Annotated in this window: 16 protein-coding genes; 4 read left to right on the top strand and 12 right to left on the bottom strand. The window is 47.6% G+C overall.

Annotated elements, in window-relative coordinates:
* Window positions 1-156 precede the first annotated feature (156 nt).
* The 9 genes from AC4PM4_RS09190 to AC4PM4_RS09150 all read right to left on the bottom strand — a co-directional run bounded on the left by AC4PM4_RS09190 (window position 157) and on the right by AC4PM4_RS09150 (window position 8,676).
* Window positions 157-2,019 carry a transglycosylase domain-containing protein gene (locus AC4PM4_RS09190; RefSeq protein WP_491613393.1) on the bottom strand — a complete coding sequence of 621 codons (1,863 nt, stop codon included), beginning with the start codon at window positions 2,017-2,019 and terminating at the stop codon, window positions 157-159.
* Window positions 2,013-2,807 (bottom strand): hypothetical protein, encoded by a 795-nt coding sequence (locus AC4PM4_RS09185; protein WP_488731260.1) that lies wholly within the window; start codon window positions 2,805-2,807, stop codon window positions 2,013-2,015. The genes AC4PM4_RS09190 and AC4PM4_RS09185 overlap by 7 nt, the downstream gene beginning before the upstream one ends.
* Window positions 2,808-2,975: 168 nt before the next feature.
* The gene (locus AC4PM4_RS09180) at window positions 2,976-4,112 is read right to left on the bottom strand and encodes a sensor histidine kinase (RefSeq protein WP_491613392.1); all 1,137 of its coding nucleotides are present in this window, start codon (window positions 4,110-4,112) and stop codon (window positions 2,976-2,978) included.
* Between the two features lie 54 nt (window positions 4,113-4,166).
* Window positions 4,167-4,889, bottom strand: coding sequence for a response regulator transcription factor (locus AC4PM4_RS09175; protein WP_063564620.1), 723 nt, complete (start codon window positions 4,887-4,889; stop codon window positions 4,167-4,169).
* Between the two features lie 32 nt (window positions 4,890-4,921).
* Complete coding sequence (locus AC4PM4_RS09170) at window positions 4,922-5,107, bottom strand: hypothetical protein (RefSeq protein WP_079695332.1); 186 nt, start codon at window positions 5,105-5,107, stop codon at window positions 4,922-4,924.
* Window positions 5,108-5,227: 120 nt separating this feature from the next.
* Complete coding sequence (locus AC4PM4_RS09165; protein ID WP_491613391.1) at window positions 5,228-5,695, bottom strand: DinB family protein; 468 nt, start codon at window positions 5,693-5,695, stop codon at window positions 5,228-5,230.
* 175 nt (window positions 5,696-5,870) lie between these two features.
* Window positions 5,871-6,815, bottom strand: coding sequence for a DUF1963 domain-containing protein (locus tag AC4PM4_RS09160; protein WP_063564358.1), 945 nt, complete (start codon window positions 6,813-6,815; stop codon window positions 5,871-5,873).
* A 155-nt stretch (window positions 6,816-6,970) separates the two neighbouring features.
* Window positions 6,971-8,260 carry an ammonium transporter gene (locus tag AC4PM4_RS09155; protein WP_079695329.1) on the bottom strand — a complete coding sequence of 430 codons (1,290 nt, stop codon included), beginning with the start codon at window positions 8,258-8,260 and terminating at the stop codon, window positions 6,971-6,973.
* A gap of 2 nt (window positions 8,261-8,262) precedes the next feature.
* Window positions 8,263-8,676: a hypothetical protein gene (locus AC4PM4_RS09150; RefSeq protein ID WP_063564360.1), complete on the bottom strand. Its 414-nt coding sequence runs from the start codon at window positions 8,674-8,676 to the stop codon at window positions 8,263-8,265.
* Between the two features lie 281 nt (window positions 8,677-8,957).
* Here AC4PM4_RS09150 and AC4PM4_RS09145 point away from each other — a divergent pair, with 281 nt between their 5' ends.
* The gene (locus AC4PM4_RS09145; protein ID WP_175383772.1) at window positions 8,958-9,458 is read left to right on the top strand and encodes a DinB family protein; all 501 of its coding nucleotides are present in this window, start codon (window positions 8,958-8,960) and stop codon (window positions 9,456-9,458) included.
* Window positions 9,459-9,544: 86 nt separating this feature from the next.
* Here AC4PM4_RS09145 and AC4PM4_RS09140 read toward each other — a convergent pair whose 3' ends face one another.
* Window positions 9,545-10,048: a GNAT family N-acetyltransferase gene (locus tag AC4PM4_RS09140; RefSeq protein ID WP_063564362.1), complete on the bottom strand. Its 504-nt coding sequence runs from the start codon at window positions 10,046-10,048 to the stop codon at window positions 9,545-9,547.
* Window positions 10,049-10,148: 100 nt separating this feature from the next.
* A complete protein-coding gene (locus tag AC4PM4_RS09135) occupies window positions 10,149-11,297 on the bottom strand; it encodes a M23 family metallopeptidase (RefSeq protein ID WP_274570080.1) in 1,149 nt (382 codons plus the stop codon).
* A 217-nt stretch (window positions 11,298-11,514) separates the two neighbouring features.
* Between AC4PM4_RS09135 and AC4PM4_RS09130 the strand changes: the two genes are divergently transcribed.
* The 3 genes from AC4PM4_RS09130 to thrS all read left to right on the top strand — a co-directional run bounded on the left by AC4PM4_RS09130 (window position 11,515) and on the right by thrS (window position 16,497).
* Window positions 11,515-12,282 carry a response regulator transcription factor gene (locus AC4PM4_RS09130; RefSeq protein WP_274570079.1) on the top strand — a complete coding sequence of 256 codons (768 nt, stop codon included), beginning with the start codon at window positions 11,515-11,517 and terminating at the stop codon, window positions 12,280-12,282.
* Window positions 12,279-14,039 (top strand): sensor histidine kinase, encoded by a 1,761-nt coding sequence (locus AC4PM4_RS09125; protein WP_491613390.1) that lies wholly within the window; start codon window positions 12,279-12,281, stop codon window positions 14,037-14,039. The genes AC4PM4_RS09130 and AC4PM4_RS09125 overlap by 4 nt, the downstream gene beginning before the upstream one ends.
* Before the next feature lie 478 nt (window positions 14,040-14,517).
* The gene (gene thrS / locus AC4PM4_RS09120) at window positions 14,518-16,497 is read left to right on the top strand and encodes a threonine--tRNA ligase (RefSeq protein WP_491613389.1); all 1,980 of its coding nucleotides are present in this window, start codon (window positions 14,518-14,520) and stop codon (window positions 16,495-16,497) included.
* A gap of 116 nt (window positions 16,498-16,613) precedes the next feature.
* Here the strand turns inward: thrS and AC4PM4_RS09115 are convergent, their stop codons facing one another.
* Window positions 16,614-17,477 carry an SDR family oxidoreductase gene (locus AC4PM4_RS09115; protein WP_491613388.1) on the bottom strand — a complete coding sequence of 288 codons (864 nt, stop codon included), beginning with the start codon at window positions 17,475-17,477 and terminating at the stop codon, window positions 16,614-16,616.
* Window positions 17,478-17,528: the final 51 nt, after the last annotated feature.

The raw sequence follows: 17,528 nt of genomic DNA, 5'->3' as shown, positions 1-17,528 counted from the left end.
ATTTCCAACCAATGTTGAGCCGTTATCATCAAATTTTGCAGTGTTTTGTTTTCATCCTTGTATCCATTTGTGTGATAACTGTACAATCCATAAAAAAGAACTCCCCATGTCTGTTGGACAATCCTTGTCCATTGGTGTACGGTAAACCATTCTCTTTTATGGCAAAGCACGCTTCATCACCGACGCAAATAAATCCGCCGCCACACCACTTCCAGATCTCATATAATGCTCTGCATCCGTACGATCAAATCCCATCCAGACTGCAGCTGTCCACTTGCTGGTATATCCTACAAACCATAGATCCCTGTTCGCCTCCTTGGTTACACCAGGTAATGCAGCCTGCGTTGTTCCTGTCTTCCCCGCTACCTTGTACCGACTCAGCTGTGCCCGGCTACCTGTTCCTTGACTGACCACATCTTGGAGCATGCCGGTCATGGTCGTCGCCGTACTGTTGGAGATCACCTGCTTGTTGTCTGGCTTAAAAGCATAGATTGTCCGACCGCGTGAATCCGTAATTTCACGAATTAGATGCGCCGTATTGAACTTGCCGTTATTGGCAAACACGGAATATGCCTGGGCCATTTTTAGTGGAGACACCCCTTTATGCAAACCACCCAAAGCGATCGACAGATTAAGATCCTCCTTGCCCAGTTCAATGCCCAATCGACCTGCAAATTGATGTGCGCGTCCCAGTCCTGTCTCATGCAGCAGCCATACGGCCGGAGCATTAATGGAGTTTTCAATGGCTTGCGACATCGTAACTGTACCTCTGTAACGCCCGCCCAAGTTGCTTGGTTGATAACTCCCATATTTCATGCGTTGATCAGGCAGCATGCTCTCTGGCTTAAACCGACCAGATTCCAATGCAGGTCCGTATGCAATAATAGGCTTAAATGCAGAACCAGGTTGCCTTGCATCCGTGGTTGCCCGGTTAATGCCTCCTTTTACAGGGTCACGTCCACCCATCATCGCTTTGACTTCACCGTTATGCTGGTCCAGTATGACCATACTCGCCTGCACTTGCTCATCCTCACGATCATCGGTGAACCGGGAAGATTCACGGAATGCGTGCTCCATCGCCAGCTGCGCTTGATCATCCAATCCCGTACGAATGGTCCAGCCTGCGGATTGAATCTCTGCTCCACTCTTGCCTGTCAGACGGGAAGCCTCCTCGATTACCGCATCCAAGGCAGACACGTAGGCAGGCGCTGTTGAGCCTGAAGTCGATGCAGATGTTGAATTTGGCGGGGTATAGTCCACACTTCGTGCTGCCTCCATCTGTTTCTTGGTAATAATTCCTTGCTCATGCATGATGCCAAGAACTACAGAACGCCTCTCTTTGGACAGGTCTTCCCGATCCACCGGATTGTATATGGAAGGTCCCTTCGGAATTCCGGCCAGCGTAGCCATTTGCCAGATCTCCAGCTGATGTAAATCCTTGATCCCGAAGTAGCGCCACGCCGCGGCTTTAACCCCATATTGCTGGCGTCCCATATAAATATGATTCAAATACAGCTCCAATAGCTCTTCCTTGGTAAATCTCTTTTCCATCGCCATGGCAATCGACATTTCATTCACCTTGCGAACCAGCGTTTTATCTCCGTTCAAGTACAGATTTCTGGCCAGTTGCTGTGTAATCGAGCTGCCTCCCTGACTCAGGTTCATATGTAAAACATCCTGCACAACCGCCCTGCCAATCCCGATAAAATCCAGTCCATCATGATTATAGAAACGTCGATCTTCTGTAGCCAGAAACGCCTGCTTTAACAGATCGGGCATATCCTTCAAATCGGCATACTCCGCATATCCCTTGGTTTGTACTTGTAATCTCGAAATTTCTGATCCATCCGCATTGGTAATGATGGTAGAAGAGGCCACCGAAATGGCCTCAGGATGATTGCGAAGTACACCTTGGCCGTAAGTAACAATATAGATGTAGCCGACCGCTAGCAAAATAACGATGACTACAGAGGCATCAAATATGTGATAAATTCCGCGCCTTATACTGGATTTCAACATTCAGGCTCCCTAAATACATGTAGATTGGAGCCTGAATGTTCCTGTGGCTTCATTTCCATAGAATCCAGAGCAAGCTCCAGCCTTAACGTCTGTTCATACGCCAGTCTGACCCAGTGCTGAATCTCCGCTTCATCCCGGCAGCGTCCTTCTATAATCGTATCAAGAGAAGAACGAACACCGTAGAGAGTCAGTTTAATCGGTAGATCGGCACTTATGCGACCAGATTGTGATCCAACCAATTCTTCTTGAATACGTTGCTTATGGCTTCTCTCACTTTCTGACGCCATTTGTTGCCGGCTACTTTCATTGCCATACATATACATACTAGAACTGAACCATTCTTCGTCTCTCGGCTCTCGATCTGTCCACTCTTGGTCTGAACTGTTCAAGCGCTCCGATTGTATACGTATCGCAACGTCATTCAGATCCGCGGCAATCTGTCGCAGCTCTCCTCCGTTTAACACTTCAATCTGTGCTGGAATTCGGCCATTGGCCAGTTCATGAGTTCCACGACCAATCACCTTGAGGTCATCTGCAATCTTCTGGGATCGAATCCAAAAAAACAACGCAAACATACCCCCACCGATGAATATAACCAATGGCGTTGTACCGATATGGTTTATCACCCAGTACATAATGCGAGTTATTTCTGTTGTCTCCGATAGGATATGATGGTGGGCAAAACGTAACATGTGATAAACGACAAATAGGAGCGCTACGCTAAGTAACGCGCTTGCTCCGCAAATATATATGTAGCTCAATCTGACTGTACGTAATAATAATCTCATATTCGGTATCCTCCTCAATTTTGCAGTTCATGTGTACGATTGAGGTTAAGAATACCGAATATTTCTTAATGAGGAAGTGGGTAACTTCTTATCATTTTCTTAATTAAGCATTTAGCATAGATGCTGAATCAAGCAAACTCTCTTATATAAGAAGAGGATTCTGCCAGGTTACCGTTCCTCTGTGTCTCTGTTCATCGGAGGAGCAGTCACCGGAAAACGCGTAACAAAATCGGTCCGGCCCTGTTCACTGTAGGCAGTGATACTCCCGCGATGTAATTCAATCATGGATTTGGCAATAGCCAGCCCCAGTCCGGTGCCGCCTGTGTCGCGAGAGCGGGATTTGTCCACCCGGTAGAATCGATCGAATAAGTGCGGCAAATCCTGCGCCGGAATGGGTTCACCATAATTGCTAATGCTCACCACAGCTTCTTCACCTTCAAGAGACAACGCAATCTCCATCACTTTACCCTGTGCCCCATAACGGATCGCGTTACTGAACAGGTTCTCATACGCACGAACAAGCTCGCCAGGAGCGGCCTGAATCCATAAAGGTTCTTGTCCACCAATGATCTTGTATGTCATACCCGCTTCTTCCAGCATCGGAGCGAACTCCTCCGCAAGCTGCATCAGGAATGGATTCAGGTTCAAGGAAGTCAATGACAAGGGTAAGCTACCACCACTGACACGGGTATATTCGAACAAATCGTCGATCAGCTTCCTCAATGTTAAGGATTTCTCGTACGCAATACTTACGTAATAGCGCATCTCAATTTCATCCTGGTATCGATCTTTCTCTATGTATTCCAAAAATCCGAGAATGGAGGTCAGCGGCGTCCTCAAATCATGAGAAATGCCTGTAATCAATTCATTTTTGGCAGCAACTGCGCTGCGCTCCTCCTGCAATGACAGCTGCAATTGTTCAGCCATCTGATTAACACTGGCAGCCACAACGCCAAATTCATCCGATGTCTTCACTTCGATCCGATGAGACAGCTCCCCTTTGGCAACTTCCTGAATTCCCGCCGTAATCTCGTCCAGAACCAGCATCACCCTGCGCGTGAACAGGAAAAAGAACAGCACAAAGCCAAGTATGCCAACCATAATCATTAATGGCACCGACCCAATATGGTTCACCAGCCACCTGATGCCCCTTGCAGGGATCGAATAATTAGGATAGGTCTGAGCCGCTAGAATGGAGTGTACAACTTTGCTGCCCCCATACAAAATAGCCGCCGTCAAAATGCCACTCAGCAGAAATGCGTAGATAAATTTCCACCGGACTGTGTTAATTAATTTTGAATTCATCTCGGAACTCCTTGCTCACGCTCTGTATCCAATTAACCTCATAGACGCACGTGCTTATTGTGGTTTGATCATCTTATAACCAACACCCCATACCGTCTGTATGAACTTGGGATGTTTGCTGTCGAGTTCGATTTTCTCACGAATCTTGCGGATATGCACCATGACTGTGTTGTTGGACTCCATAAACTCTTCTTTCCAGACCTGTCTGTAGATCTGCTCCATACTCAGCACAGAGCCTTGATGGCGCGCCAGCAGCTCCAGAACGGCAAATTCACGGGGAGTCAAGCGAACAGGCTGCTCATCCACCCAGACCTCATGCGTATCGGTGTTGATGACCAGATCGTCAATCACCCACTCATGCTCCTTGCTTTCCCGGCCCTCATTGAAGGTATGGTACCTGCGAAGCTGTGACTTTGCCCGTGCCACAAGTTCAAGCGGGTTAAACGGCTTGGTCACATAATCATCAGCACCGATGCTCAGCCCTGTGATTTTATCCATATCCATGCTTTTGGCGGACAGCATAATGATCGGCATTTTCTGCTCTTCCCTAATTTTCATACATGCTTCAATTCCGTCCATATTCGGCATCATGACATCCAGAATGATCAGATCAATTGGCTCTTTCTTCAATTGCTCAAGCGCCTCGATCCCATCACTGGCTGTGAGAACCCGGTATCCTTCATTGCCAAAATAAATCTCCATCAGTTTAATAATATCCTGCTCATCATCCACAAGCAGAATGGTTGCTGGCTGTGCCACGGCATTATTCCTTTCCATTCCATGAATCATTGCTTGATCAAAGTATACCACTAGGAAATGAATCTGCGAAAATCATCGCCTTCGGAAAGAAGCAAAAACGTTGGATTTCCGGTAAACTGAGTACCCTCCATAATGGAAACGATTATGGAAACCCGATGCAGCTTCTGAATAGGTTCATCTATCTCTCTCATCAGTGGTATTGTTTTCTTCCACTTCGCAATCTCTATTATTAACATATAGTATCGTCGATCTAATCCTTGCTTAACCGTTGCTTGTTCCGGATAACATGTTCTATGTATTCTATTAAATCTTGCTCTATATTTAGGCAGAACCTCACATTATGGACCTGGATCTATCTATTCAAACAACGCTACATTGGGCTCTATTCCAGTCAGTGTCAGCATCGTATGCAGTTGACCCCTGTGGTGATACACATGTCCCATGATCTCAAGCAGCCACTCCAGACGACTGTACGAAGCTCCCCAATAGGAGTCAGTCACCTGTAATAATTCCTCTGTATTAAACTGTCTATATCGATGATAGAGGTACATCTGATTCGCAATCAGCGCTTCTTTGATCTCACTCAGTGAATTCGGCTGATTTTCCTCGTAAAACAAAGCCATTTCTTCTTCGGAAGCTCCCTCCGAAATATGTACATCTGCACGACAAATGACGGATAGATGAGAAAGCAATTCTCCGACCGGCCGTTTGCCCTCAATCGGAGTCAAAGCCAAGTCCTGCTCCGACAGTTGGTCACATAAATGGATTAATGATGTCACTGCCACATCAATATGTTTAAATGCAGACTGAATCAACTGAAACACTCCCTTTTTATCCCATTATATAGAACGTATGATCGCTAATCAACCATAAATTCCCCCTTTATATATAAACCAGCTTTGATCGAAAACCAACAATAATGAACAAAAAAAAGTCCCTCCTCCCCCATATAGACGGAATTTGGGACATTTTGTTGCTCCGATGATAACAAACTCGAACTCAACTTGAATATAACGAACAATACGTTTGATCGAATCGTCCTGCGAGCAAGTCAGCCTTGCGAATGAAAAATTGCAATTCCCCACAATCCCACCATTGAAAACCGATAGCGTCATGCGTATCAATTTTTAATAGAAGCAAGGTATCAGCAAGCTCTTGTTGTGTCCGTTTCTCATCCCCGCCATAATGTTCAGTCAGCTTCCTCTCACACGCCTGCTCGTCATAAGTATACTCTTCACCAAGTACGATCTGTAACAGCGCCTGGTGTTCAGCATCCGGATGCTGACCGTCAGGGTATCCAAACATGCCACCCCAGTTCTGCGTACTCGGATGATTCCAGCTGGACTCAAATTCCAGGTATCGGTCATATAGACCTTCCTCCCCCTCGACAGCTACCGTTCCACCAGACAGCGGGGCGGCGATTGCATTCAGAGCCAGAGAATCAATGTATGCATATGTAGGAAACTCGAGATTAGGCAGCACTGTTACCGAATGTGCTACAAAATCGTCCTTACCCAGCGCGGTTTCGCCATCAGGCTCTCGCCTTATCAGGTTATGAGCGTCCGGCTCGTAAATCACACGATGCTCAATATGATAAGCCGGTTCATCCACACCAATGAAGAAGTATAACATGCCCCGTTCGGGCAAACTCCCCCGCCCATCATTAGGCGTATATGGCGTCAAATCCACGAGATTCAACTGGGCCAGGAACGTCATGGGCACCCCGTCCTGTGTCAAAGGCCATTTCATGTTGCTCGGCAGATCCGGATTTCCACCTACACGTGAATTTCCTGTTCTGCGATACTCATCGATTGTCGATACATCAAGGCGAATTCCCCAACGGCTTGAAGATAACAGCAGATCGGCAGCATTACCCAATCCATACTCCTCAAGAGTTTTCCGGGCTTTTCTGGTCAGACGTTCACATTGTTCAGGTTTAATCATACAGATCCTCCCCTTCTGACAATACATCTATGGTGAGACATATTCAGGTTCACACCTGTATATTCTTCCGCTGAGTCTTCTTTCCCTGCTTCTTGCAAAAAAAGAGACTGACATCCGGTGTCAGTCTGCTTCCTTATTATCCAGTCGGTTCATTCTTAACGATCCCGATTCGGTGAATCATTCTGGAAAGCACGAATATGCTCCTCGCCATCTAAAAATTCATGGGACTGGTGTGCAGCCATTACACCATGATAGCTAATATCCAGACCCAAATCTTCCTCTTCTTCCGTGGAACGGACAGGAACGATCTTACCAATCAGTTTCAGACCAATCCAGGTCATGACAAATCCCCAGACGACCAAAGCCGTGAGGCCGAGCGCCTGAACACCCAGCAGCCTCCAGCCACCTCCCATGAACAAGCCACCATCGGTTGCAAACAAACCCACGGCAATCGTTCCCCACATCCCGGATACAGCATGAACAGGGAACGCACCCACCGGGTCATCAATCTGCCTGCGGTCCAGCCAATTCGTTGCAGCCATCATGAGTAATCCAGATACCGCCCCGATGAATATCGCAGCTACATCACTGACAAAAGCACACCCCGCCGTAATACCGACCAGACCGGCCAGCGAGCCATTAATGACCGATGGTGCGTCTGAACGATTGAATCGGAACAAGGTGTAAAGCAGTGTAGCCGCACCGCCCGAAGCAGCAGATAACATCGTAACGATGGCAATGTGACCGATCCTTACATCAGTCGCACTGAGCGTACTTCCTGCATTGAAGCCAAACCAGCCGAACCACAGCAGAAATGCACCTACAGATGCCAGCGGCAGATTGCTCGGAAGCGCAATGGCACTCACGCCAAGCGGTGTGTATTTGCCTTTACGCGGCCCAATAATAATCGCTGCAGCCAGTGCAGAGAACCCGCCCAACGCGTGAATAACTGCGGAACCGGCAAAATCCTGCATCCCCAGCTTGCTGAGCCAACCGCCGCCCCATGCCCAGTGTCCACCAATCGGATAAATGATTGCCGTCATCAATATGATGTACAGCAGATAGGCACGAAAGTTAATCCGTTCAGCTACAGCACCCGATACGATGGAAATGACGGCAATGGTGAACGCGGCCTGGAACAGCCAGAATGTTTCCAATGAAACGGGTACATCCAGGTGAGACAAGTCTCCATTGAGGAAAAATCCGGTTATGCCTACAAAACCTCCGGCATCAGAGCCATACATCAAGCCAAATCCGATGGCATAGAAAAGCAACGTTCCAATCGTAATGTCAGCGAAAACCTTCATAATAATATTTACGCTATTTTTATAACGTACAAAGCCAGCCTCCAGGAGCGCGAATCCGCCCTCCATCAACAAAATCATGGCTGCACTCAGTACGACCCAGACCGTATCCATCCCGGAGCTTAACGTCTCCAAAGTCATGCTTATACATCCTCCGTTTCCCTAAGCTGTCTAATCTCCCGGATCGTTTCGGGCGTAAGCTCGATTTCATCCCGTTCGATGCTGTCCGGATGCTTGATTCGTTCAGCAATGCGGTCCAGTTCTCGTATCCGCCGCCGGATTTGTTCCATTTTGCGAAAACGCTCCTTCACCTGGACCATATATTCCACCGCCTGGTGATGGGATGCAGGGCGGCCTGCGAACCATTTGCGTACAGTCGACAAGGACTGATAAGCCACTTCTTCCGCACGTTTTTTTTGTTCGAATTGTTCAATTTTATGTTTAAGCGTTTCGATCTCATTTTCTTTTTTGACCTTGAGCTGTTGGATAAGGTACAATAAATCGGACGATGATATTTGCAATGCTGTATGGTGATACACCTCGTCAATTACTAACATATCATGTCAGGACTCCTTACATATCAAGTTACTTGTTATCGATTATAGAGTCCAGCACTACTTAGCGTCAATCCTTTTTTGGCGATGGCATGATTTCATATGACCCATTTATAAAAAAAGCTTCATTCTCATGCACAAAACTTCAACTAACAAAGTAATTCAAACACATCTTCGCATTCACCTTTCATATCCTCTATGATGTATATTAAGCATCCACATTTTAGGCACTGCACTTACACAAGCTGACATCATAGAACTCATTTAAAGGAGAGGATCGCACGATGTTCACTCGTAATGACGACATTCGGAGCCAAATTTGGGAAGCCGTCTCTGGACTCAATGAAGAGCAATTGAACCTCCAACCCACACCTACTCACTGGAGTATTATGCAAGTTCTCCGTCACCTGAATTTGATGGAAAACATCATTGTGAAGCAAGCCCACGCCGCTCTAAAGAAAGAACAGACCGTTGCTGTGGACAAAAAACCATATGAGCTTACACTGGATCGCAGCCACTCTGTCAGCGCCCCGTCTCATCTCCAGCCTCCTGCGGAACCAGAAACGCTGGCGAATGTACGACATGACCTGGAAGACTCACATCAAGCATTGATGCACGTTGCACAAGATCATGAGTCTGAACTGCTGCGAAGCAAGTCCTTTCTTCACCCGGTTTTCGGTGAGATGGATCTGGCTCAATGGGTCGATTTTGCAAGCTATCATGAAGAGCGTCATCTGGCACAGATTCAGGATATTAAACAAAGGCTTGGCGTGTCGCACACCTAAGTCATCCCCTATTTACTCGATGTAAGCAAAAATAACCTCCAATCCACGCATTGTGGATCTGGAGGTTTCATTTATTTTGATACATGCTATATTTTTTTGCCCAAAATCGCCAAATCCCGGTTGACGCCATCCAGCACAGCCACTTCAGGGTAATAGCCCCACTGTTCAAAGCCATGCTTGCGTAATAACCCCAGACTCGGTTCATTATGTCCAAACACAAATCCCAGAATCGTCTTGATTCCAAGCGCAGGACAAGCGTCAAAAATGGTGTTCAGCAAACGTCCGCCAGCCCCAATTCCCCGGCACTGCTGATCCACATACACACTGACTTCCACCGTCCCATTGTACGCAGGTCGTCCATAAAATGAACCCAGGCTAGCCCAGGCTACAACCTGTCCCTCAAGTCTCATCACCCAGAGTGGGCGATGATCGGAAGAATGCTCCTCAAACCACGGAATACGTTGCTCGACGGTCACCGGCTCCAAATCCGCCGTCACCATTCGGCTCTCAATCGTAGAATTATAGATCTCCACAATCCTTGGTAAGTCCTCACGACTCGCATACTCAATCTGTACACTATCCAGCTTCATGTCTACTCCTCCATCATCCAGATCGATTCTATCTTATGACGGTATTATAACGGAGGAATGAAGTCGACGTCATCCCCCAACATTCAGCTTAAATCCATATTTACTCAGACAACCCTTGAATCGTGTTACCCCGGGTTAACTGCTGGCTCTGATCCGCCCAACGAATGTTAACAGAACGGGAAGTGAATAGATCCGGGCCGTCCGATACCTGGAAGTGCAGATGAGCTTCACTGGAATTACCTGAGTTACCCAGCTCTCCAATGAGGTCTCCCTGCTTGACTTTATCCCCTTTTTTGACGGCCACACTGCCTTCCTTAATGTGCCCGGTGATGCTGTATTCTCCGTTTCCATGGTCAATGACCACATTATTACCCGCTGGTTCTTCCGGGTTCATAACACCTGGTATATTATCTGGAATATCATTCTTGATATCGACTACGGTTCCGTCCGCAGCTGCATAGAGCGGCTCACCAAAAGCGTAGTAGTTTTCGTTCACCTTTGCATCTCCGTTGTAACTGAAAGCTGCTTTGGTGCGAATGATATCTAGCGCATAGCGCTGTGTTTCATGCTCGTAATGATAGTTTGACATCACATCATTGCCTCCCCAGAACACATACCATTCACCCTTCATTGGGAATTGAAATTCTGTTTTGGTGAATGTTTGATCCGTATCTTCATGGGGTTCCAGTGGTTGGATTAACAGCCCTTCAATCTGATTTGCTTCGGTAAAATAAGCTTGAATTCCTTTGTCTCCTGTTTGATCCTTCCAGGCGAGCTCAGTTAAATGATTCACTTTGGCATTCACCACTAGATCAAAGGAAGTTACGCCCTCAAGGAATTGATCCGCAGACGATTTAAACTGTTCAAGCGTTAGTGCTTCCTTCAACTCGGGACTCATCTGACTGTAGATGGCATCCTTGGAACCGTTCATTAACGTATCGATGAAATTGTCGGGTGTAATGATGGCGCTCACCTCTGTACCTGAATTCTCTGCCTGATGGGTACTCTCACTCGCTTCATTGGCATTTGTCGTCCGTTCCTTGGACTGCTGCTCCGCCTGCTCGGATGTAATCGAGTTACTGTTACCGCAGGCAGACAACATCACGCAGGCTCCAAGGGCAATGGCAAGCAACTTCCAGCTCTTTTTGCTCTGTAACTTCTCATGTGCAGCATATCCTGATTTCGGAAGACTTCCCCCGCCATTTAAGTGATTCGCACGAATTTTAGATCCTTCTTTTAAACTGTCCATTCTCTACATCCCTTCTGTGTTCGTTATACTTTCCTGTTAAGTGTACAGAATGAATCTTATCCTTCGTCTAACCCATCCTTACATGTAGTTAAACTGTAGCGTCTTCTATGGCTTCATAATTAAGATTCCGTTAAGATAGCTCACACACTACATAGCCCTTTCGGATGGTATGATTAGCAATAAACAAACAGGAAGCCCTAGGAGGTCATTTCACATCATGGATCACGTCTCCATACTGCTAGTTGATGATGAACAAGCCATTTTACATATGCTCAAAACCGTCCTGCTCAAAGAGCAATTTGTAGACATCGACACCGTTACCACTGGAGAAGAGGCGATTACCGCCTGCGAAAATAAAACCTATCACTGCATTGTGCTGGACATCATGCTGCCTGGCAAAAGCGGACTGGAGATCTGTCCCTTTCTGCGGCAGGTGACCGATGCACCGATTCTTTTTCTGACCGCCAAAACAACGGATTATGACAAGTTAACCGGATTCGCCGTTGGCGGCGATGATTATGTCGTTAAACCATTTAATCCACTGGAAGTGGTCGCCCGGATCAAATCACTGCTGAAACGTTATTTACCTACCAAAATGGCGGCGACTACAACGGCGTCTCCACCCTCTTCTGACGTAACTTCGTCATCTCCTGCCGTGCAGGAAGGGGTATATGATTTTGGTCGTTTTCAAGTATTTGAACACGCCGGTGAACTTCAGGTTGAAGGACAGCCTGTAACCTGTCCGGCTCTTGTCTACCAGCTGCTGCTCTTTTTCTGCAAGCATCCAAATCGTATTTTCACCAAATCGGAATTGTATGAGCGTGTATGGGGTTCGGAATCCATCAGCGATGACAACACCGTTATGGTTCATATTCACCGTATTCGTGAGCGGATTGAGGCTGATCCCTCTAACCCTACGTTTCTCGTCAACGTCCGGGGGCTGGGGTACAAACTCATTCAGCCTAACCAAGTGTCACGCGCATGAGTATTCGTCGCAGATTAATGACCCGATTTATCGGTATGCTTGCTGGCGCAGTCGTTCTCATCATCCTGTTGGGTTCGGCAGCCACCTATTGGGTTGTTCAAAAGGTAAATGAAGTAAGCCTGGTGGACGACTTCGCTACCAGTGGTCTTGACCAACTGATTAATACCGCAGAAATCATGCCCGATGGGACGGTCCGCTATGATCCCAGGCTGCTGAAGCAGGTCGAGAAAAATCAGGGATGGCTTCAAGTTGTGGATGAAAAAGGCTACGTCATTGATGATTTTAATACACCGGATGACGTTCCGAAGCAATACAAGCCTGGAGAGCTGATCGCTTACTGGGAGGCCAAGAAGCCGTTCCCATACCAGATCGTCATGCTGATTCGGGAGAAAAACGGCGAGATGTTCACCTTGCTGTACGGCGAACGCAATCAGACCAAATCCTTACTCGATCAAGCCCGTGAGGACAGTCATTACACCAATGGAGAGCTTATACTTCTCCCCAAACAAGAGGATGCCATCCGTTCCAAAGGTGCCTATCTGCAAATTTTGGATGCCTACGGTCAAGAGCTGGTCTCTTATAATAAACCTGCCATGGGCGTTCCCAGCAGTTACAACATACAGGAACTGGCTTTGCGTATTCGTTATCCCAATCGATATGGAATATCGATCGCAACCTTTTACGATGAACAGAATGGCACGACCTGGATGCTCAGTATACCTGTCGATCCAACTGCTACAGGGGAAGAAAATCCCTATAATTTCATTTTGACCCCAGTGCTCATCGTGCTGATCCTATCCGTTGTCATTTTGCTAATTCTGCTGGCCCTATGGTACGCCAATCGTTTCGGTTCCCCCATGCTGCATATGCTCCAATGGCTCCAACGACTGGAACAAGGACATTATGAAGAACCCAAAGGCATTGGCGGCATACCTCGCAGTCAGCGACGAAATGGCAAATGGAAACGGAAATACCACGTGTATGCCGAAGTGCTTCGCTCCATGCAGGCATTATCCGCAACATTGAAACAAGATGAAGAGCTCCGTAAACAGACCGAATCTCTGCGTGAGGAATGGATCGCCGGAATAACGCATGATCTCAAGACACCGCTATCCTCCATCCAGGGATACGCGCATATGCTTGAAGCACAGAAATATAGCTGGTCCGCGGAAGAAGTGAGAGAATTTGCGGGCATTATGCTGGATAAATCCATGTATATGGACCGACTTGTGAATGACCTTGCCATGACGTACCGATTGCGCAGCGGTGGATACCAGCCACCTGTGGAAGACACTGACGTAAATACGCTACTTCATGATCTCGTCCAGCGTGCAGAACGCAACCCGGTATATGGCGAGGGACGTATTGTTTTCCGGCCTGCGAAAGTTCCGGTATACGGCCATGTGCATATTCCTTCGTTTGAACGCATTGTGGATAATCTGACCGCTAATGCCCTTCTGCATAATCCAGCGGAGTCAACTCTGACCGTTAGTGTGCATCCGGGTAAGCAGACAGGTGAGTTCAGTGTTCATTTTGCCGATGACGGTCAAGGAATGGACCCGGAACTGGTCTGGAGGCTGTTTGAACGATATTACCGAGGGACCGATACAGGTACGTCCGATGTCGGATCAGGCCTTGGTATGGCGGTAACAAAAGGGTTAATTGAAGCGATGCAGGGCCGTATTGAAGTACAATCGACTTCTGGTGAGGGTACTGTCATTCGATTAATATGGGATGGACAATCAGAACATGGGTAAAAAAAACATTCCGCTTGACCTTTTCATTTTCAATCTATATAATCGACACTCAATAACACCTGTTCCAATATATTGATATGGACTTCAACGATATTAAGATCAATTCAATGGATATCGATTTTGCATATTTGGCGATGACCAGAGACAAGATTCCGTTTGCGTGCTGCCCAGAGAGAGAAGGGATTGGTGAAACCTTCTTCAGCGAACGGACCGGAATTACCCCTCTGCAGCCGTGACCTCGAACTTCAGCTTTTCGGTCTTCTTCATGAATTCCCGACAAAGCTGTCAGTAGAGTTCACCGCCTGATCCCCGATAACGGATTCCAATGAGGGTTATGATGTTCTTGCTTGCGGCGGCTGGTCGTGTTCAGGAGCATTCATAACCAAATTAGGGTGGAACCACGAGCTGAGCGCACTCGTCCCTTTTCCGGGACGGGTGTTTTTTGCGCTTCAAATTTGAATATTGGAGAGTGGTTCACATGAGTAATCTGAATAAAAACAGCCAATCCATCAACCAATCGAAGAATGATCAACAGCAACCCGGGCATCCGATTGAAATTCGCCTGCAAGGCGGAGCTGTACGTTCTTACAACGCAGGCATTACTGTAGGAGCGGTCGCCTCATCCATCAGCACAAGTCTGGGCAAACAAGCCATCGGCGGAATCGTAAATGGTAAGAATGTCGATCTCGACTGGGAGCTTGAGCAAGATTGCGAACTCGTCATCGTTACTTTAGACAGCGCGGAAGGTCTGTATCGTTACCGACACAGCACAGCTCATGTACTCGCGCAGGCTCTCAAACGCATCTACGGTGCGGAACAAGTGAAGCTGGGCATCGGACCTGTCATTGAAGATGGATTCTATTACGATGTCGATCTGGAGCATGCTCTATCCATCAGTGATTTGGCTGCCATTGAGCAAGAAATGAACAAAATCATAAAAGAAAATGAAAAGATTAGCCGCCGGGTAGTTAGCCGGGAGGACGCACTTCGCATCTTTGGAGAGATTCAGGACCCGTATAAGCTTGAACTCATTCAGGATTTACCAGAGGACGCTGAGCTTTCGATTTATGACCAAGGAGAATTTTTCGACCTCTGTCGAGGCCCACATCTTCCTTCCACTGGTCGGATCAAAGCATTCAAACTGCTGAATGTGGCTGGTGCATACTGGCGCGGCAACTCGGATAATAAAATGCTGCAACGCATCTACGGCACTGCTTTCCCGAGCAAAGCCCAATTGGATGAACATCTGCACATGCTGGAAGAAGCGAAAAAACGGGATCACCGCAAACTGGGCAAAGAGCTTGAATTGTTCATGTTCTCCGAAGAAGCACCCGGTATGCCGTTCTATCTGCCCAAAGGCATGACTGTGCGTACAGAACTGGAGCAATTCTCCCGTGAATTGCAACTACAGGAAGGCTATCAGGAAGTTCGCACTCCCCTCATGATGAACAACCGTCTGTGGGAGCAATCCGGTCACTGGGAGCATTACAAGGACAATATGTATTTCTCGGAAGTGGACGATGCCACTTTTGCCATGAAACCAATGAACTGCCCGGGACACATGCTGATTTTTAAAAATACACTCCATTCCTATCGTGAACTGCCGATTCGTATGATGGAATTCGGTCAGGTCCACCGCCATGAATTCTCAGGCGCTCTGAACGGCATGATGCGGGTGCGGACTTTCTGTCAGGATGATGCCCATCTCTATGTGATGCCAGAGCAGATCGAGGAAGAGATCAACCAGGCGATCTCATTGATCGGACGCATGTACGACATCTTTGGATTCGAATACAACATTGAGTTGTCCACTCGTCCGGACGATTCCATGGGATCGGAAGAGCTGTGGGATCAAGCAGAAAGCGCATTGCAGAATGTACTCGATCGGCGCGGTGTGAAATACCGCATTAACGAGGGTGATGGTGCCTTTTATGGTCCGAAAATTGACTTCCACATTCTCGATGCACTAAAGCGCAGCTGGCAGTGCGGAACAATTCAGCTCGATTTCCAAATGCCCGAGAAATTCGATCTCACTTATATTGGCGAGGATAGCCTGAAACACCGTCCTGTCGTGATCCACCGTGCCATCTATGGTTCAATTGATCGTTTCATCGGCATCCTGACTGAACATTATGCAGGTGCGTTTCCGCTCTGGCTCGCGCCCGTGCAAGTGAAGCTGCTGCCAGTGTCAGATCATTACGCAGATTATGCGCTTCAAGTTCAGAGCCAGCTGCGGGCTGCCGGTATTCGAGTAGAAACAGACTTGCGCAGTGAGAAGCTAGGCTACAAAATCCGTGAAGCTCAGATGGAGAAAGTGCCTTACTCGCTTGTACTGGGGGAAAATGAGAAAAATGCCTCATCAGCCTCTGTCCGTGCATACGGTCAGGGCGATCAAGGCATTAAGCGCATTGAAGCATTTATTGAGCTGATTCAGCAAGCTGTGAAGGCCAAAGCCTAAGCGCTTAATCAGGAATGGGCTGAAACTTAACGTTAGAGGCAGCCGTTATTATGGAAAACGGTTGCCTCTAATTCTGTTCCAAGAATGTTTCCCCTTTTGCTTCGAGCGGCCAACAATTACAACTTTTCTTCTGGTCTAAGTCCGACTTGCTCTTCGCTCCATGTCCAGAAACGCTCAGCAGCTGCGACATCCAGCGCATGGGCTTTCAATTCCTGGTCCTTTTGTTGATAGAAGTAACGCCCGGTTACCCCGGCGACTTCAGGGCTTGTGGCGAGATAGATGGCCGTTTGTGCCCCTTCTTCAGGTGAAAGGAAAAACGGTAGTTTGCCCACCAAAGCCATAATGCGTGTGCCAAAACCGGTATTGCGGTCTACGCCAATACTTGTACCCACCGCACCGGGATGAAGGCAGTTGACCGTGATTCGGGTATCCGCTAATTTGCGGGCCAGAACACGGGTGAACAACACGTTAGCCAGCTTCGATTGAGCGTAACTTTTGATTGGATTGTAACTTTTGTGCAGATGGGGATCTTCGAAATGGATTTTCCCGGCTTTGTAGGCACCAGACGAAACATTCACTATACGCCCCTGCTTCGCAGACTTCAAAGGTTCGATCAGGAGTAAGGTAAGCAGGAAATGTCCAAGATGGTTAATACCGATGGCTTGTTCGAAACCGTCGGAGGTTTCCTGACGCTTCAACATGACGACACCCGCATTATTAACGAGAACGTCAAGTGTGTCGTAACGCTCACGGAAGGATTGGGCAAAATGACGGATGCTCTCCAGTGACCCCAGGTCACACAGCATCAGTTCAATCGCAGTAGAGCCGGACTGACGCAGCGCCTCCTCCAGTGCCTGCTGTCCGCGCTTCTCACTGCGGCATGCCATAATCACGTGATACCCTTGCCTTGCAAGTTCAATGGTGGTTGCCAGACCCATGCCTGAATTGGCTCCCGTAACAATGGCTGTTGGAATGGACATCAGGTACTTCCCTTCTGAACCAGAGGTTCTTCATATTTTGGAACTCTCGTC

This window comes from Paenibacillus sp. MDV22-iso6 (assembly GCF_058408365.1).
Note: the sequence above shows the minus strand (reverse complement) of the source record. Positions and strands in the feature narration are given on the sequence as shown.

What these genes read in the sequence shown, in the direction of transcription:
- AC4PM4_RS09190 (WP_491613393.1), bottom strand. Translation starts at nt 2,019, where the DNA reads ATGTTGAAATCCAGTATAAGGCGCGGAATTTATCACATATTTGATGCC.
- AC4PM4_RS09185 (WP_488731260.1), bottom strand. Translation starts at nt 2,807, where the DNA reads ATGAGATTATTATTACGTACAGTCAGATTGAGCTACATATATATTTGC.
- AC4PM4_RS09180 (WP_491613392.1), bottom strand. Translation starts at nt 4,112, where the DNA reads ATGAATTCAAAATTAATTAACACAGTCCGGTGGAAATTTATCTACGCA.
- AC4PM4_RS09175 (WP_063564620.1), bottom strand. Translation starts at nt 4,889, where the DNA reads ATGGAAAGGAATAATGCCGTGGCACAGCCAGCAACCATTCTGCTTGTG.
- AC4PM4_RS09170 (WP_079695332.1), bottom strand. Translation starts at nt 5,107, where the DNA reads ATGTTAATAATAGAGATTGCGAAGTGGAAGAAAACAATACCACTGATG.
- AC4PM4_RS09160 (WP_063564358.1), bottom strand. Translation starts at nt 6,815, where the DNA reads ATGATTAAACCTGAACAATGTGAACGTCTGACCAGAAAAGCCCGGAAA.
- AC4PM4_RS09155 (WP_079695329.1), bottom strand. Translation starts at nt 8,260, where the DNA reads ATGACTTTGGAGACGTTAAGCTCCGGGATGGATACGGTCTGGGTCGTA.
- AC4PM4_RS09150 (WP_063564360.1), bottom strand. Translation starts at nt 8,676, where the DNA reads ATGTTAGTAATTGACGAGGTGTATCACCATACAGCATTGCAAATATCA.
- AC4PM4_RS09145 (WP_175383772.1), top strand. Translation starts at nt 8,958, where the DNA reads ATGTTCACTCGTAATGACGACATTCGGAGCCAAATTTGGGAAGCCGTC.
- AC4PM4_RS09140 (WP_063564362.1), bottom strand. Translation starts at nt 10,048, where the DNA reads ATGAAGCTGGATAGTGTACAGATTGAGTATGCGAGTCGTGAGGACTTA.
- AC4PM4_RS09135 (WP_274570080.1), bottom strand. Translation starts at nt 11,297, where the DNA reads ATGGACAGTTTAAAAGAAGGATCTAAAATTCGTGCGAATCACTTAAAT.
- AC4PM4_RS09130 (WP_274570079.1), top strand. Translation starts at nt 11,515, where the DNA reads ATGGATCACGTCTCCATACTGCTAGTTGATGATGAACAAGCCATTTTA.
- AC4PM4_RS09125 (WP_491613390.1), top strand. Translation starts at nt 12,279, where the DNA reads ATGAGTATTCGTCGCAGATTAATGACCCGATTTATCGGTATGCTTGCT.
- thrS (WP_491613389.1), top strand. Translation starts at nt 14,518, where the DNA reads ATGAGTAATCTGAATAAAAACAGCCAATCCATCAACCAATCGAAGAAT.
- AC4PM4_RS09115 (WP_491613388.1), bottom strand. Translation starts at nt 17,477, where the DNA reads ATGTCCATTCCAACAGCCATTGTTACGGGAGCCAATTCAGGCATGGGT.